Source organism: Phenylobacterium sp., from assembly GCF_013911965.1.
In the GTDB taxonomy this organism is placed as follows: domain Bacteria; phylum Pseudomonadota; class Alphaproteobacteria; order Caulobacterales; family Caulobacteraceae; genus Phenylobacterium.
In genome coordinates this window covers 22,311-37,372 of the sequence record NZ_JACESE010000013.1, presented here as the reverse complement: position 1 = coordinate 37,372, position 15,062 = coordinate 22,311, and the positions used below count along the sequence as shown (strand labels likewise).

General features: G+C 72.3%; 20 protein-coding genes. 12 read left to right on the top strand and 8 right to left on the bottom strand.

Translation table 11 applies throughout. The features are described from left to right. Positions 1-11 precede the first annotated feature (11 nt). Entirely contained in the window at positions 12-821 is an 810-nt protein-coding gene (locus tag H2041_RS13730; RefSeq protein ID WP_293413510.1) for a peptidylprolyl isomerase, read from the bottom strand. A gap of 7 nt (positions 822-828) precedes the next feature. Next, entirely contained in the window at positions 829-1,362 is a 534-nt protein-coding gene (locus H2041_RS13725) for a DUF6886 family protein (RefSeq protein WP_293413508.1), read from the bottom strand. Between the two features lie 148 nt (positions 1,363-1,510). Here H2041_RS13725 and H2041_RS13720 point away from each other — a divergent pair, with 148 nt between their 5' ends. Genes H2041_RS13720 through H2041_RS13695 form a run of 6 tightly spaced genes read left to right on the top strand, consistent with a single transcriptional unit; the run spans position 1,511 to position 5,589 of the window. After that, the gene (locus H2041_RS13720) at positions 1,511-2,500 is read left to right on the top strand and encodes an adenosine kinase (RefSeq protein ID WP_293413507.1); all 990 of its coding nucleotides are present in this window, start codon (positions 1,511-1,513) and stop codon (positions 2,498-2,500) included. A 5-nt stretch (positions 2,501-2,505) separates the two neighbouring features. Then, on the top strand, positions 2,506-3,096 hold the full coding sequence (hisB, locus tag H2041_RS13715; RefSeq protein WP_293413505.1) for an imidazoleglycerol-phosphate dehydratase HisB: 591 nt from the start codon (positions 2,506-2,508) through the stop codon (positions 3,094-3,096). Between the two features lie 9 nt (positions 3,097-3,105). Beyond that, positions 3,106-3,750, top strand: a complete 645-nt coding sequence (gene hisH / locus H2041_RS13710) for an imidazole glycerol phosphate synthase subunit HisH (RefSeq protein WP_293413503.1) — start codon at positions 3,106-3,108, stop codon at positions 3,748-3,750. Next, positions 3,747-4,469: a 1-(5-phosphoribosyl)-5-[(5-phosphoribosylamino)methylideneamino]imidazole-4-carboxamide isomerase gene (gene hisA / locus H2041_RS13705; protein ID WP_293413501.1), complete on the top strand. Its 723-nt coding sequence runs from the start codon at positions 3,747-3,749 to the stop codon at positions 4,467-4,469. The genes hisH and hisA overlap by 4 nt, the downstream gene beginning before the upstream one ends. Beyond that, complete coding sequence (gene hisF, locus H2041_RS13700; RefSeq protein ID WP_293413499.1) at positions 4,469-5,269, top strand: imidazole glycerol phosphate synthase subunit HisF; 801 nt, start codon at positions 4,469-4,471, stop codon at positions 5,267-5,269. Before hisA ends, hisF begins: the two co-directional genes overlap by 1 nt. Continuing rightward, entirely contained in the window at positions 5,266-5,589 is a 324-nt protein-coding gene (locus tag H2041_RS13695; protein WP_293413497.1) for a phosphoribosyl-ATP diphosphatase, read from the top strand. The genes hisF and H2041_RS13695 overlap by 4 nt, the downstream gene beginning before the upstream one ends. Positions 5,590-5,712: 123 nt before the next feature. Here H2041_RS13695 and H2041_RS13690 read toward each other — a convergent pair whose 3' ends face one another. The 4 genes from H2041_RS13690 to timA all read right to left on the bottom strand — a co-directional run bounded on the left by H2041_RS13690 (position 5,713) and on the right by timA (position 8,378). Continuing rightward, positions 5,713-6,021 carry a polyhydroxyalkanoic acid system family protein gene (locus H2041_RS13690; protein WP_293413495.1) on the bottom strand — a complete coding sequence of 103 codons (309 nt, stop codon included), beginning with the start codon at positions 6,019-6,021 and terminating at the stop codon, positions 5,713-5,715. A 63-nt stretch (positions 6,022-6,084) separates the two neighbouring features. Next, positions 6,085-6,651 (bottom strand): Smr/MutS family protein, encoded by a 567-nt coding sequence (locus tag H2041_RS13685; protein WP_293413493.1) that lies wholly within the window; start codon positions 6,649-6,651, stop codon positions 6,085-6,087. Then, positions 6,648-7,757, bottom strand: a complete 1,110-nt coding sequence (locus tag H2041_RS13680; protein ID WP_293413491.1) for an MltA domain-containing protein — start codon at positions 7,755-7,757, stop codon at positions 6,648-6,650. Before H2041_RS13680 ends, H2041_RS13685 begins: the two co-directional genes overlap by 4 nt. A 3-nt stretch (positions 7,758-7,760) precedes the next feature. Then, on the bottom strand, positions 7,761-8,378 hold the full coding sequence (gene timA / locus H2041_RS13675) for a TIM44-related membrane protein TimA (RefSeq protein WP_293413489.1): 618 nt from the start codon (positions 8,376-8,378) through the stop codon (positions 7,761-7,763). A 208-nt stretch (positions 8,379-8,586) separates the two neighbouring features. Between timA and secB the strand changes: the two genes are divergently transcribed. Continuing rightward, positions 8,587-9,099, top strand: coding sequence for a protein-export chaperone SecB (gene secB, locus H2041_RS13670; RefSeq protein ID WP_293413487.1), 513 nt, complete (start codon positions 8,587-8,589; stop codon positions 9,097-9,099). A 10-nt stretch (positions 9,100-9,109) separates the two neighbouring features. Here secB and ubiB read toward each other — a convergent pair whose 3' ends face one another. Both ubiB and H2041_RS13660 read right to left on the bottom strand, forming a co-directional pair. Further along, positions 9,110-10,612: a 2-polyprenylphenol 6-hydroxylase gene (gene ubiB / locus H2041_RS13665; protein WP_293413485.1), complete on the bottom strand. Its 1,503-nt coding sequence runs from the start codon at positions 10,610-10,612 to the stop codon at positions 9,110-9,112. A 2-nt stretch (positions 10,613-10,614) separates the two neighbouring features. Next, positions 10,615-11,373, bottom strand: coding sequence for a class I SAM-dependent methyltransferase (locus tag H2041_RS13660; protein WP_293413483.1), 759 nt, complete (start codon positions 11,371-11,373; stop codon positions 10,615-10,617). 97 nt (positions 11,374-11,470) lie between these two features. Between H2041_RS13660 and mutM the strand changes: the two genes are divergently transcribed. The 5 genes from mutM (at position 11,471) to rpsT (ending at position 15,004) form a co-directional block, all read left to right on the top strand. Continuing rightward, positions 11,471-12,334 carry a bifunctional DNA-formamidopyrimidine glycosylase/DNA-(apurinic or apyrimidinic site) lyase gene (gene mutM, locus H2041_RS13655; protein ID WP_293413482.1) on the top strand — a complete coding sequence of 288 codons (864 nt, stop codon included), beginning with the start codon at positions 11,471-11,473 and terminating at the stop codon, positions 12,332-12,334. A gap of 2 nt (positions 12,335-12,336) precedes the next feature. Next, positions 12,337-13,209, top strand: a complete 873-nt coding sequence (locus H2041_RS13650) for a TraB/GumN family protein (RefSeq protein WP_293413480.1) — start codon at positions 12,337-12,339, stop codon at positions 13,207-13,209. A 34-nt stretch (positions 13,210-13,243) separates the two neighbouring features. After that, complete coding sequence (locus H2041_RS13645; protein WP_293413478.1) at positions 13,244-14,029, top strand: enoyl-CoA hydratase; 786 nt, start codon at positions 13,244-13,246, stop codon at positions 14,027-14,029. A 1-nt stretch (position 14,030) separates the two neighbouring features. Further along, positions 14,031-14,615, top strand: a complete 585-nt coding sequence (locus H2041_RS13640; RefSeq protein WP_293413476.1) for a GDSL-type esterase/lipase family protein — start codon at positions 14,031-14,033, stop codon at positions 14,613-14,615. A 119-nt stretch (positions 14,616-14,734) separates the two neighbouring features. Then, complete coding sequence (gene rpsT, locus H2041_RS13635) at positions 14,735-15,004, top strand: 30S ribosomal protein S20 (RefSeq protein ID WP_293413474.1); 270 nt, start codon at positions 14,735-14,737, stop codon at positions 15,002-15,004. The last annotated feature ends 58 nt before the right edge of the window (positions 15,005-15,062 follow it).

The window sequence follows — 15,062 nt, the reverse complement described above, 5'->3', positions numbered from 1 at the left end:
GCCCCCGGCGCTCAGCGCACCGGGATCTCCAGGTCGCAGACGGTGAAGTCGGCGCCCTTCTCGGCGCGGAGGGCGGCGAGCCTGGCCTGGAACACCTCGCCCGCAGGGTCTGCGATCTCCAGCTTGGGACGCTCGGCCTCGGGGAGGTCGGCGGCGAGCCGGACCCGGACCATGCTGTCGGGCGCCTGCGGCGGCTCGCCCACGGCGAGGGCGCGGGCCACCTCCATCCCCTGCACGAGCCGGCCGAAGGGCGTGTAGTCGCGGTCCAGCCGCCGGGCGGCGTCGAGCATGACGAAGATCTCGCTGTTGGCCGTACCGGGATCGGCCTGCCGGCCCATGCCGAAGACGCCCGGGCAGTAGGCGCCCCAGGCCAGAACGCGGCCGTTGCGGGCGCGGGCCTCCTCGCCGGCCGAGACCGCCGCGACGGGCAGGGCCCGCAGGAAGCCGCTGCGCGCGTCGCTGGCCTCCGTGACGAAGACCACCTCGTCCTTCAGCGCCGGCGTCAGGCGGAAGGTGAACTCCGGGGGCAGGTCGGGGTGTCGGGAAGTCCCGCCGTCGCGATTGTTCGGATTTCCCGTCTGGGCGACGAAGCCTTCGATCACCCGGTGGAACAGCAGGCCATCATAGACGCCTTCCCGCGCCAGGAGCTTCACGCGCTCGACCGCCTGGGGCGCGACCTCCGGCGCCATCTCGACCACCATCCGGCCCCTGGAGGTGTCGATCACCAGGAGCGTCTCGGGGTCGGGCGTCCGCCAGTCGGCGGCCTGGGCGGCCAGGGGGAGCAGGGCGGCGCAGAGCGCGGCGGCCAGACGCATCTTCATCGAGGGCTCAGCTCCAGTCTTGGGCGTTTCGCAGGCGCAGGCCGCTCGCATGCAGGGTGGTGGACCACAGGCCGCGCAGATGGGTCAGCCGCTCGGTCAGGCGCAGCTCCACGCCCTGGGCGCGCAGGGCGGCGGGCAGGTCGGAGAGGGTGTCGACCGCCGTCGGCCGGACGGCGGCGCGGGAGATCCACATGCCGGCGTCGTCGAGGCTTTCGAAGGAGTCCGGCGGCAGGTCGTAGCGGTGGATGGCGGTGGTCCTCAGCCGCTCGAACCAGTCCCATTCCACATAGGCGATGATCCGCGCCGGGCTGTCGCCGAACCAGCGCTCCCGGTCGGCGGCGCTCGTCTTCGCCGTCGGCCAGACGAGGATGCGCGGGCAGTCGCGGGGAAAGAGGTACATGGCCTGGTGATCGCCGTCGATGGCCCACACCAGCGGCCCGTTCAGCCAGTCGCGTCCCGGCCCGCGCTCGGAGGGCGTGCGCACCGGACGGGGCTCGAAGACCGAAATCTGCGGGTCGTCGCTGAAGTGGTGGAGGTCCATCGGCGCGATGGGGCCCCATCGCGGGCCCCCGCGCAAGGCCTGGGCGGGCGCCTCTTTGGCCCGGGCGCGCACCGACTTCACATTGCCCCGGCCGGGCTTTCCCTGTAATCGGCGCCCGACCCCAGCCGAGAGAGGGAAAACCCCCGGAATGACCGAGCTTTACGACGTCGCCGCCATCGGCAACGCCATCGTCGATGTGATCGCGCCGGCCAGCGACGCCTTCCTGGAGGCCGAGGGCCTCGTGAAGGGCTCGATGATGCTGATCGACGAGGCGCGCGGGGTCGACCTCTACGGCCGCATGGCTGCGGGCGTGGAGACCTCGGGGGGCTCGGCCGGCAACACGGTGGCCGGGATCGCCAGCTTCGGCGGCCGCGCGGCCTATCTGGGCAAGGTGGCCAAGGACCAGCTGGGCGAGGTCTTCGCCCACGACATGCGCGCCACGGGCGTCCGCTTCGACGTGCCGCCCCTGGGGGCCGGGCCGGCGACGGCCCGCTGCCTGATCAATGTCACGCCCGACGGCCAGCGCACCATGTGCACCTATCTGGGCGCCTCGACCGAGCTGACCCCCGACGACGTCGACCCGGCGGTCATCGAGGCCTCGAAGGTCGTCTATCTGGAAGGCTACCTCTTCGATCCGTCCGAAGCGCGCCGCGCCTTCGCCAAGGCCGCGGGCCTGGCCCGGGCCAGCGGGCGGAAGATCGCGCTCACCCTGTCGGACGCCTTCGTGGTGGAGCGCCACCGCGGGGCGCTGATGGAGTTCATCGAGGACCAGGTGGACATCGTCTTCGCCAACGAGGCCGAGGTCACCGCCCTCTTCCAGACGCAGGATTTCGACGCCGCGGTGAAGGCGCTCGCCGCCCGCAGCCAGATCGCCGCGGTCACCCGCAGCGAGAAGGGTTCGGTCATCGTCTCGGGCGAGGCCTGGCACGAAATCTGGGCCGCGGCGGTCGACAAGGTGGTCGACACCACCGGCGCGGGGGATCAATACGCCGCCGGCTTCCTATATGGACTGGCGAGCGATCGTTCGCTGCCCGTCTGCGGCCAGCTCGGCGCCCTGGCGGCGGCCGAGGTGATCTCGCACTATGGCCCGCGGCCGCAGGTCTCGCTCAAGGACCTCGCCGCTTCGAAAGGACTCTAGAGACCATGGCGCGCACGGCCGAGGTGGTCCGCAACACCAAGGAGACCCAGATCACGGTCAGTGTGGATCTGGACGGGACCGGCGTGTCCGACGTCGAGACGGGCGTCGGCTTCTTCGACCACATGCTCGACTCCTTCGCCCGCCACGGCGGCATCGACCTGAAGGTGCGCACCAAGGGCGACCTGCACATCGACGCCCACCACACGGTGGAGGACACCGGCATCGTCCTCGGCCAGGCGATCCACAAGGCGCTGGACGGGTTCAAGGGCATCCGCCGGTTCGGCCATGCCTACATCCCCATGGACGAGACCCTGACGCGCTGCGCCATCGACCTCTCCAACCGGCCCTATCTGATCTGGAAGGTCGCCTTCCGCACGCCAAAGATCGGCGAGATGGACACCGAGCTCTTCAAGGAGTTCCACCACGCCTTCGCCATGAACTGCGGCGCCTGCGTGCACCTGGAGACGCTCTACGGCGACAACAGCCACCACATCGCCGAAAGCGGCTTCAAGGCGCTCGCCCGCGCCCTGCGCACGGCTGTCGAGATCGACCCGAAGACCGGCGGCCAGGCCCCGTCCACCAAGGGCGTGCTTTAGGACCCGCCCATGCAGACCGTCGCCCTGATCGACTACGGGTCGGGCAATCTCCGTTCGGCCCAGAACGCCCTGGAGCGGGTCGCCGCCGCCAGCCCCGGCGGCGCGCGCATCGCCGTGACCAACGATCCCGAAGTGGTGGCCAGGGCCGACCGCATCGTCCTGCCCGGCGTCGGCGCCTTCGCCGCCTGCCGCGACGCCCTGATGGCGCGCGAGGGCGTGGTCGAGGCCATGACCGAGGCGGTGCGGGAGCGCGGCGTCCCCTTCCTCGGCGTCTGCGTCGGGATGCAGCTGCTGGCCACGCGCGGACTGGAGTTCGGCGAGACGCCGGGGCTCGACTGGATCGGCGGCGAGGTGCGCCGCCTGGCGCCGGCCAGCCCGACCTGCAAGGTCCCGCACATGGGCTGGAACGCCGTGGAGGATCTGAGCCCGGCCGGCGGCGGCCTGGGGCTCGATCCCGGCGCGGCCATGTACTTCACCCACTCCTTCGCCTTCCATGCGGCCGATCCGGCCGACGTGGCCGCCTGGACCGACCACGGGGGCCGCTTCGCCGCCGCCGTGGCGCGCGGCAATGTGGCGGGAGTTCAATTCCACCCGGAGAAGTCACAATCTGCCGGGCTTTCCCTTCTGGCGCGCTTTCTGGAGTGGCGACCTTGATTCTTTACCCCGCCATCGACCTGAAGGACGGCCAGTGCGTGCGCGTGCTGCACGGCGTGCTCGACACCGCCACCGTCTTCAACACCTCCCCGGCCGATCAGGCCCGTCAGTGGGCGAACGCCGGCTTCCCCTGGATCCACGTGGTCGACCTGAACGGCGCGGTCGAGGGCAAGGCGGTCAACGCCGACGCGGTGGAGGCCATCCTCGAGGCGGTCTCCGTGCCGGTCCAGCTCGGCGGCGGCATCCGGACGCTCGCCGACATGGAGCGGTGGATCGACAAGGGCGTCAGCCGGGTGATCCTGGGCACGGTGGCCGTGCGCGAGCCGCAGATCGTGGTCGAGGCCGCCCGACGCTGGCCCGAGCAGATCGCCGTCAGCGTCGACGTGCGCGGCGGCAAGGTGGCCGTCCAGGGCTGGACCGAGGACTCCGACCTCGACGCCGTCACCGTGGCCAAGCGGTTCGAGGACGCCGGCGTGGCCGCCCTGATCATCACCGACATCGAGCGCGACGGCGCCCTGACCGGCTTCAATGTCGACGTCTTCGGCGCCATGGCCGACGCCGTGGACATCCCGGTGATCGCCGCCGGCGGCCTGGCCAGCGTCGCCGACATCGAGAAGCTGCGCGCCCGCAAGGGCCGCCCCATCGCCGGGGCGGTTCTGGGCCGGGCGCTCTACACCGGCGCCATCCAGCCGGGCGAAGCCATCAAGGCCGCCGCCTGATGCTGAACCTGCGCGTCATCCCCTGCCTGGACGTCAAGGACGGCCGCGTGGTCAAGGGCGTGCAGTTCCTGTCCCTGCGCGACGCCGGCGACCCGGTCGAGCAGGCCAGCGCCTATGACGCCGCCGGCGCCGACGAACTGATGTTCCTGGACATCACCGCCAGCCACGAAGGCCGCGGCGCCATACTGGACGTGATCGCGCGGACGGCCGACGTCTGCTTCATGCCGCTCAGCGTCGGCGGGGGCATCCGGACGGTGGAGGATGCGCGCCGCCTGCTGCTGGCCGGCGCCGACAAGATCAGCGTTAACACCGCGGCGGTGGAGAACCCCGACCTCATCGCCGCCTGCGCCGACGCCTTCGGCTCCCAGGCCGTGGTGACGGCCATCGACGCCAAGCGGACCGAGGACGGCGCCTGGCGCGTCTTCACCTATGGCGGGCGCAAGGACACGGGCCTGGACGTGGTCGACTACGCCGCGCTCGCCGTGGCCAAGGGGGCGGGGGAGATCCTGCTGACCTCCATGGACCGCGACGGCGCCAAGACGGGCTACGACATCGACCTGCTGCGCGCGGTGACCTCGGCCGTCACCGTGCCGGTCATCGCCTCCGGCGGCGCCGGATCGGCGGCCCACATGGTCGAGGCGGCGACGAAGGGTAAGGCCGACGCCGTGCTGGCGGCCTCCATCTTCCACTTCGGCGAGGTCTCCATCGCCGAGGTGAAGCAGGCCATGGCCGCGGCCGGGCTGCCGGCGCGCATGACCGGCCCCGAGATGCGCCGCGAGGCCGAGGCGGCGTTCCGATGAGCGACCTGGCGCAGGTGCTGGCCCGGCTGTCGGCGGTGATCGAAAGCCGCAAGGGCGGCGACCCCTCGGCCTCCTACACCGCCAGGCTGCTGGCCGAGCCCGAGCGGGCGGCCAAGAAGCTGGGCGAGGAGGCGGTGGAGACCGTGATCGCCGCCGTCCAGGGGGACGCCGAGGCGCTGGCCGCCGAGAGCGCCGACCTGCTCTATCACTGGCTGGTGGTCATGGCCGCGGCGGGCGTGCCGCTGCAGGCCGTGGCCGAAAAGCTCGCCGCGCGCGAAGGCGTGTCCGGCTTGGACGAGAAGGCGAACCGGACGGGCTGAGGCTCTCCCCGATCGCCATGCCCGGCCTTGCGCCGGGGCTCCCTCGCGCAGCTTGCGCCCGCTCCGGACGGGGATGCCCGCCATGAGGGCGGGCGTGACGGAGAAGGCGGCGCGCCCTCGGGCCTACTTCTTCTCCAGCAGCAGGCGGCCCTGGGTCTCGACCTTGCCGCGGATCTTGCCCGCCATCAGGCCAAGGACGCCCGGCAGCGCCACCTCCAGCCGGACGGAGTCGGCCAGGACGTCGAGGTGTCCGATGATGGTCTGGCCGAGCGCGCTGACCGAGAAGCCCATGCGGTCGCCGTTCCAGTCCTTGGCGAGCTTCGCGTTCTGGCCGAACTGGGCGGCCATCCTGGCGAACCCCTCGTCCAGGCGCCGGCGGGCCTCGGCCGGTCCCAGGCTGTGGGGAATGGTGACGGTCAGGGGCTTGCTCATGGGATGGACCTTCTGGGGATGGACCTTCTGGCGCCATCCCCCCTCAACGCGCAAGCCGGGCGATCAGCCCCGCGGCTTGCGCTTCAGCGCCACGTAGAGGGCGCCCTCGCCGCCGTGCCGCCGGTGGGCCTCGGAGACGCCGGCGACGATGGGCTTCAGATGGGCGGCGGCCAGCCATTCCGGCGCGGCCCGGCGAAGAATCCCGCCGCCGCGGGACCCCTTGCCGGTGATGATCAGCACGCTGCGGTGGCCCTCGTCCCAGGCCCGGCGCAGGAAGCTCTCCATTGCGGCGCGGGCGCGATCGTAGTCGAGGCCATGCAGGTCCAGGCGGGCGGCGATCGGGTCCCGCTCGCGGATGATGCGATGCCGGCGGTTCGGCTCGATGTGTTCGGGCGTCGGCCAGGCCGAACCGATGCCCGGCTTGGGCGGGACGGCCGGGGCGTGGGCCGGCGCGCCGCTCACCATCCCCTTGCCCTTGCGTGCGGGCGCGCTCAGCGCCGGGCCCGGCTCCGTCTCGGGCGGCGGCTCGGGCGCCGGGGCGCTTGGCGTGGCGCGGCCGGGCAGAGGATGGACGGTGGCCGCCACGACCGACCAGAGCCTGTGCTCCTCGGGCCGGAGCGGACGCTTCATGGCGCGGCGGGGCTCGCCGCGGGTTCGGGACCGACCCGCGGAACCAGGCGGACCATGCGCAGGGTGTGCCGCACGCGGCCGGCCTCGACCCCGGCGGCGGGGCCGGAACCCAGATAGAGGTCGGCGCGGACCGGCCCCTTGATCGCCCCGCCGGTGTCCAGCGCCACCACCAGCTGGCGATAGGTGGGGAAGGCGCCGGTGAGGATCGGCGCCTCGGCGTCGATCCAGAAGACCGAGCCCAGAGCGTGCTGGCTGAGGTCCACGGCGATGGAGTGTTCCGGCGGCAGGGGAATGCCGGCGGCTCCGACCGGCTGACGGCCGTCGTCAGGCTCCAGCCGGAACCAGACGTATCGGGGGTTCAGCCGCATGATGGCGTCGGCCTCGGCCCCGCGGCGTTCGGCCAGCCAGGCGCGGATCGCCTCGCCCGAGGTGTTGTCGGCCGCCAGGAGGCCGCGGTCGCGCATCGGATTGGCGATGCCGGCGAAGGGCAGGTCGTTATGGGCGGCGTAGAGCGCCTTGACCCGCTCGCCATCCGGGAAGGTGAGGACGCCCGAGCCCTGGACCTGCAGGAAGAAGAGCTCTTCCGGACGCATCCAGGCGAGCGCATCGGGGGCCGGCGTCGCCTCGATCGCCGCGCGGTCGGCGCGGCCGGACAGGGCGGCGTGGTTGGCCGGCTTGGGCCGGACGGGCGCGCTGAACTCCGCATCGGGCTTGCGGCGCGCCTCGTACTCCGGAGCGTAATAGGCGGTCAGCACGCCTTCGCCCGCCATCGGCTGGGGCCGGAAATTGGCCTCGAAGAAGGCGCGGGCCGCCGCATCGCCGGGATCGGGCAGGGCGCGGGCGCGGCGGCAGACCTCGGCCTCGGCCGGTCCCTTGGCCACATGGCAGGTGGCGCGATAGGCGGCGAAGGCTGCGACGTGATCGGCCTGGGCCCAGCCGCGCAGATCCCGGAACTCCGCCGCCATGGGCGGAGGAACCGGCGCTTCGGCGGGCGGCCGGCCGGGCTCGGGGGGCGTCTGGGGCGGAGGTTCGACAGGCGTGCGCGCGGTGGCGCAGGCCGACACGAGAAGGGCGCCGGCCAGGGCGCCGCACGCACGCAGGGACACGACTTAAGCCTCCGCGGCGGCCACGTGAACCAGGGTCCAGTTGGGGTCCCGCGCCTTGAGGCTGCGCTCGAACGTCCAGAGCTCGGCGGTGCGGCGATCGTCGACGGCCTCGCCGCTGGCGTCCTTGGTCCGGCTGCGGATCTCGGCCAGGAAGCGCACCGTGATGCGGGCGCGGTCCCCGTCGAGCTGCGCCCGGTCCATGTCCGCGCGCGGCGGATGCAGGAACTCCACCTGCTCGCTGCGCCCCTCGGCCTCGCGGGCCGACAGCGCGCTGTCGAAGGAGCTGTAGACCTCGTCCGACAGCAGGTTGCGCAGGGTCGTGCGGTCGCCCTCGGCGAAGGCGCGCACGATCATCTCGTAGGCGGACTTGGCGCCGTGCAGGAAGTGCGAGAGGTCGAAGGCCGGGTCTCGCGCGCGAATGGCCGCGACGCCGGTCAGGGCCACGCCCTCCTCGGCCTGTTCGGCGGGATTGCGCTCAGGCGCGCGCACCTGGGCCGGCGCCGTCTCCGGCTGCGGCTGGTCCTCGGGCTGGCGGCCGACCCGGCGACCCAGCACCGAGTAGAGCTGGTAGAGGACGATGGCCGCGAGGGCGGCGAAGATGATCAGCTCCAGTAGGGGCAACAGCTATCTCGTCGGTTTCTGGCGTGGTGGGGCTCGCGCCCGTAACGCCCTATATAGTGGCCAAGAACGCCGCCGTCAGGACCGACGTTGCATCCCTGTGGGGGCCATGTTAGCAGCCCGCGCCAGAAAAGGGTGGCCCCTGCCGCTCCTGGCGGACCATTTCGAGCCGGTCCGCCCTCAAGGTTTTTTTCCAGAACGGACAGGCTTCATGACCGACACCGACGCGGCATCCCAACCCGCTCAGGGCAACGGCGCGCAAGGCAATGGCGCGCAGGACAGCGGCCCGGGGGTGCGCATCCTGGCGCAGTTCATCCGCGACCTGTCGTTCGAGAACCCCCGGGCGCCCGAGGCGCTGCGCGCCGGCGGCCCGCAGCCGCAGATCGACCTGGGCGTGGAGATGAACGCTCGCGGGCGTGAAGACGGCCTGTTCGAGGTGGACCTGAAGCTCTCGGCCCGCGCGGCCCGCGAGGACGGCCCGGTCTTCCACGTGGAGCTGGTCTATGGCGGCGTCTTCCAGATCAACGGCGTCGCCCAGGAGGACCTGGAGCCGGTGCTGCTGATCGAGTGCCCGCGCTTCCTCTTCCCCTTCGCCCGGCAGGTGATCGGGGCGGTGACCTCGGACGGCGGTTTCCCGCCCTTCCTGCTCGACCCGATCGACTTCGCCGGCGTCTATGCCGCCCGCAAGGCCCAGGGCGAGGCGGGCCCGGTCGGCCAGGCCTAGGCCTCTCGCCTCAGAAGAGGGCGCCCGCCAGGAAGGCGGCGCCCGCCGTGGCCGCGCCGATCACGAACCACACCCAGCTGCGGTCGGGCTCGACCGTCTCGACAATGGCGACCGGCCGGTCGGGCTCCTGCAGCCGCCGCTTCAGCCCGTGCAGGACCTCCACGGCCTCGCCGGCCAGCCGCTTGACCTCGGCCGGCGGCGCCAGCTCGCGCAGGATCCAGCGACGCACGACGGGATCGGCCGCGGCCCAGATGTCGTGGTCCGGGTCGATGCGGCGGGCCACGCCCTCCACGGTCATCATGGTCTTCTGCAGGAGCACCAGCTCCGGCCGCAGGTGCATGTCGAAGAGGGCGGTGATCTCGAAGAGCTGGATCAGGACCCGGCTCATGGAGACCTGGCTGGCCGCCCGGCCGAAGACCGGCTCGCCGACCGCGCGCAGAGCCTGGGCGAAGGCGGCCTTGTCGTGGTGGGGCGGCACATAGCCGGCGCGGAAGTGAACTTCCGCCACCTTGGCGTAGTCCCGCTCCAGGAAGCCGTAGAGGATCTCGGCGAGATAGCGGCGTTCGTCCGGACCGAGGCGGCCGAGAATGCCGAAGTCCACGGCCGTGATGCGCGCCGGCGCCTCGACGAACAGGTTCCCCTCGTGCAGATCGGCGTGGAAGACGCCATGGTCCAGCGCCTGGGACAGGAAGGCCCGGATGAGGGTGGAGGCCAGCGCCGGCCGGTCGAGATCGGGCAGGTCGAGCGTGGCGGGATCGGAAAGCGGCGCGCCGCGCGCCCATTCCAGGGTGAGCACGCGCTTGCCCACGCCCTCCCAGATGACCTTGGGCGCGAACATGTAGCCGTCGCGGGCCATGACCTCGCCCAGCTCGTCGGCGCCGGCGGCCTCCAGGCGCAGGTCGAGCTCGAGCTCGGTGGCGCGGATCACCGTCTGGGCGAAGGCGCGGGGTTCGAGCCGGCGGGCGGCGGGCACGAAGCGGGCGACCAGGCGGGCGGCCAGCTCCAGGGCGGCGGAATCCTGGGCCACGCGGTAGCCGATGTCCGGCCGCAGCACCTTGACCGCCACGCGGCGCCCGTCGTGCAGGCGCGCGTCGTGGGCCTGGGCGAGGGAGGCGGCGGCCACCGGCTCGCCGAACTGGGCGAACAGACTCTCCACCGGCCGGTCGAGCGAGGTCTCCACCTGGGCCCGCGCCTTCTCCATGGGAAAGGGCGGCAGCTTGTCCTTCAGCCGGGCGAGGTCCTCTGCGAACTGGGCGCCGAAGATGTCGGCGCGGGTCGAGAGGAGCTGGCCGAGCTTGATCGCCACGGGTCCCAGCGTGACCAGGGCGGCGGCCAGGCGCTCGCCCGGCCGGCCCTCCCGCGCCTGGCGGCCGCCCAGCAGGCGGACGGCCCGGGAAAGGTCGCGGATCGGCGGGGGATAGTGGGTCTCGTACTCGGCCGGCAGCAGGGCGTCGTGGCGCGCGAGCGTCCAGGCGGCGGCCAGCAGGCGTCCATAGGCGGCCGGTCGCGCCATGCTCAGATGGCCCAGCCCTGGTGCAGGGCCGCCACGCCGCCGGTGAAGTTGGTGACGCTCACGCGGGAAAGGCCCGCTTCGCGCATCATCTGGGCGAAGGTCTGCTGGTCGGGGAAGCGGCGGATGCTCTCCACCAGGTACTGATAGGACTCGCGGTCCTTGGCCACCCACTCGCCGACCTGCGGGATGACCTTGAAGGAATAGGCGTCATAGGCCTTCTGCAGGGGCTCCGTGACAGGCTTCGAGAACTCCAGGCAGAGGAACCGGCCGCCCGGCTTCAGCACGCGCCGGGCCTCGCGCAGGGCCGCGGAGACGTCGGTGACGTTGCGGATGCCGAAGGCGATGACATAGGCGTCGGCGCAGGCGTCCGGCAGCGGCAGGCGCTGGGCGTCGCCGACGCTCCAGCAGATCTCCGGCTCGGAGCCCTTCTCGCGCCCGGCCGTGATCATCTCGGCGTTGTAGTCGATCAGGAAGATCTTCGCGTCCGGTCCGCCGCGGCGCGCCTGGGCGCGCCGGGCCATCTTCGCGAAGCGGCGGGACATGTCGCCGGTGCCGCCGGCGCAGTCGATGATCACCTCGCCGGGCTGCGGGTTGAGGCGTGCGGCGACGGCGTCCTTCCACAGCCGGTGGACGCCCCCGCTCATCAGGTCGTTCATCAGGTCGTAGCGGCGGGCGACGCGGTCGAAGACGCCGCGCACCAGTCGCGGCTTCTCGTCGGCCGCGACGTCGCGGAATCCGAAGGTGGCGGCAGGTCCGGTCATGGCTCGCTCTTAGCCCCCCGCGCGCGGCGGCGCCAGCGCAGGCGCGGGCTCGTGACGCAAGTTGATCTTGGCCCCTTCGTCTGCCAATCGAAGCGGCATGCCCGAACTTCCCGAGGTCGAGACTGTCCGCCGGGGCCTTTCGCCGGTCCTGGACGGCCAGAGGCTGACCCGGGTCGAGGCGCGCCGGCCCGACCTGCGCTTTCCCTTTCCGCCCGACTTCGTCCAGCGCCTGACCGGCGCCAGGGCCGGCAACCTCGCCCGGCGGGCCAAGTACCTGCTGCTGCCCACCGACCGGGGCGACACGCTGGTCATGCACCTGGGCATGACCGGCCGGTTTGAGATCGCCAGGCCCGAAGGTTCCGCCCGGCCCGGCCAGTTCGTCTACGCCGCCGATCCCGACCCCCGCCACGCCCATGTGGTGTTCGAGACCGAGGCCGGCGGGCGCGTCACCTATTACGACCCCCGGCGGTTCGGCTTCATGGGGCTGGCGGAGACCGACGCCCTCGCCGAGCATCCGTGGTTCGCCGGCATGGGGCCCGAACCCCTCTCGGCCGATTTCGACGCCGCCCACCTGGCGCGCGCCTTCGAAGGCCGTCGCCAGGGGCCCAAGACCCTGCTGCTGGACCAGAGGATCGTGGCGGGCCTGGGCAACATCTATGTGTGCGAGGCGCTGAACCGGGCGCGGATCTCCCCAAACCGGCCGGCGGGCCGGATCGGCCGCGAGCGGCTGGCGCGCCTCGTCCAGGCCGTGCGCGAGGTGCTGGCCGAGGCGATCGCCGCGGGCGGCTCGACCTTGCGCGACTACGCCTCGGCGGACGGCGCGCTGGGCTACTTCCAGCACAGCTTCCGCGCCTATGGCCGCGAGGGCGAGCCCTGCCTCAACCCCGGCTGCGGCGGAACCATCGCCCGCACGGTCCAGGCCGGCCGTTCCACCTTCTACTGTCCCGTCTGCCAGAGGTGAGCATGCGCCGCAGGTCCATGATCGCCCTCCTGCTCGCCGTGGGCCTCACGGCCGCCTGCGAGCCGGCGCGGGCCGAGCCGCCGGTCTGGACGGTGCGCGACGCCGATTCCGAGATGATCCTCTTCGGCTCGGTGCATCTCCTGCCGCCGGGCCTCGACTGGCGGCCGGACGCGCTGGAGGCGGGGCTGGCCCAGGCCGACGACCTCTGGTTCGAACTGCCCGTGGACGCCGCCTCCGAGGCCCAGGGGGCCGCGGCGGCTCTGCGGCTGGGCCGGCTGCCGGCGGGCGAGTCCCTCCCGGACCTGCTTTCGGTCGAGGGGCGTGAGCGGCTGGCGCGGGTCGGCGCCCTCTATGGCGCCCCGCCGCAGCTGCTGGCGGGCGTCAAGCCGTGGCTCGCCGAGGTCATGCTGGCGACCCTCGCCTTCGGCCGCGCCGGTGCGACCACCGACCAGGGGGTGGAGCGCCAGATCAGCCTTACGGCGCCCCCGGACGTGGCGCGGCGCGCCTTCGAGACGGCCGAAGAGCAGATCGCCATGTTCGCCGCCGCCCCCCTGGAGGAGCAGGTGGCGAGCCTCGAGGAGTCCCTCGAGCAGCTCGAGACCGATCCGGAGCAGTTCGATCGCCTCGTGGCCGCCTGGATGGCGGGCGACGTGGCGACCCTGGAGGACGAGGCCCTCGATCCCCTGCGCGAGGCCGCGCCCGGCATCTACCAGCGCATGGTGGTGGCCCGGAACATGGCCTGGATGGAGCCGCTGACGGCCCGTCTGGACGGGCGCGGGACGACCGTGGTGGTGGTCGGCGTCGGCCATCTGATCGGTCCCGACGGGCTGCCCGAACGGTTGCGCGCCCTTGGCTATGCGGTCGAGGGGCCTTAAGCGCGAAGGGCACACGCGCAAAGGAGGCCGCCCCATGTCCGCCCCGAGCTACGAGACCCTGATCGTCGAGGCCCACGGGCCGGTCACCCTGATCCGCCTGAACCGGCCCCAGGCGCTGAATGCGCTCAACGCCGCCCTGCTGGACGAGCTGGCCGCCGCCGTCGCCGCGGCCGAGGCGGACGAGGCGGTGCGCTGCCTGGTGCTCACCGGCTCGGAACGCGCCTTCGCCGCCGGCGCCGACATCAAGGAGATGGCCGACAAGTCCTATGCGGACATGTTCGCCGCCGACACCTTCACCCGCGGCGCGCGGGCGATCGAGCAGTGCCGCAAGCCGATCATCGCCGCCGTGGCCGGCTTCGCGCTGGGCGGCGGCTGTGAGCTCGCCATGATGTGCGACTTCATCCTGGCCGCCGACACGGCCAGGTTCGGCCAGCCGGAGATCAATCTGGGCGTGGCGCCCGGCATCGGCGGCACCCAGCGCCTGACCCGCTTCGTCGGCAAGTCCAAGGCCATGGAGATGATCCTGACCGGCCGGATGATGGACGCCGAGGAGGCCGAGCGGGCGGGCCTCGTCTCCCGCATCGTGGCCGCCGACAAGCTGGTGGAGGAGGCCCTGGCCGTCGCCGCCAAGATCGCCGGCCAGTCGCCGCTGGCGGTGATGATGAACAAGGAGCTGGCGGAGACCGCCTACGAGACCACGCTCGCCGCCGGCGTGGCGGTGGAGCGCCGGCTCTTCCACTCCCTCTTCGCCTTCGAGGACCAGAAGGAAGGCATGGCCGCCTTCGTCGAGAAGCGGAAGCCGGCGTTCAAGGGCCGCTAGCATGCGCATCCTCGCCTTCGGCGACTCCTTCGTCGCCGGCGTCGGCGATCCGGACCACCAGGGCTGGCTGGGCCGGGCCCTGGCCGGGCGGCCGGAGGTGACCGTCTACAACCTCGGCGTCCGGGGCGAGGCCAGCGCCGACATCGCCCGCCGCTGGGCCGCCGAGGCGCAGGCGAGGCTGACGGAGGCCGAACCCTGCGGGATCGTCTTCTCCTTCGGCCGCAACGACGCCAACGCCGCTGGGGGCGGGGGATCGCGGCTTTCGCCGGCCGAGAGCCTGAAGACCGCCCATCTGCTCCTGACGCAGGGCGCCCGGCTGGCGCCGGTGCTGATGGTCGGTCCGCCCCCCGCCGAGGAGCCGGCCCTGGCGGCGCGGCTGGAGGCCCTCAACGAGGCGTTCAAGACGCTCTGCGCCCGCCTCAAGGTCCCCTATCTCGACGTCCTGCGCCCGCTGGCGGTGAGCGGGACCTGGCTGGCCGAGGCCCGGGCCGGCGACGGCGCCCATCCGGGGGCGGGCGGCTATCAGCTGATGGCGGACCTGATCGCCGCCCATCCCGCCTGGCGGCGCTTCATCGGCCAGGATTGAACGGGGAGACGAAGCGCGGGGCCGGCATTGACCCGGGCTGTCGCATCCCGTATATCCGCGCCTCCGATTTTCAACGCCCGGGCCCGTGCTCGGGCGCGACACTTTTCGAGAGCTGTCCTATGGCCAACACGCCCGGCGCCAAGAAGGCGATCCGCAAGATCGCCCGCCGCACCGAAGTCAACAAAGCCCGTCGTTCGCGCGTGCGCACCTATCTGCGCCGCTTCGAGGAGGCCGTCGCCGCCGGCGATGCGGCCGCCGCCAAGACGGCCTTCGTGGAGGCGCAGTCGGAGGTGATGCGGGCGGTGACCAAGGGCGTGATCCACAAGAACACGGCCTCTCGGAAGGTCTCGCGGCTGAACGCTCAGCTGAAGAAGCTCGCCGCTGCCTAAAGCTTGAGCTTAAGGCGGCAGTGACCGTCTGACGCATTGAATCTAATCAGCTTTCGGG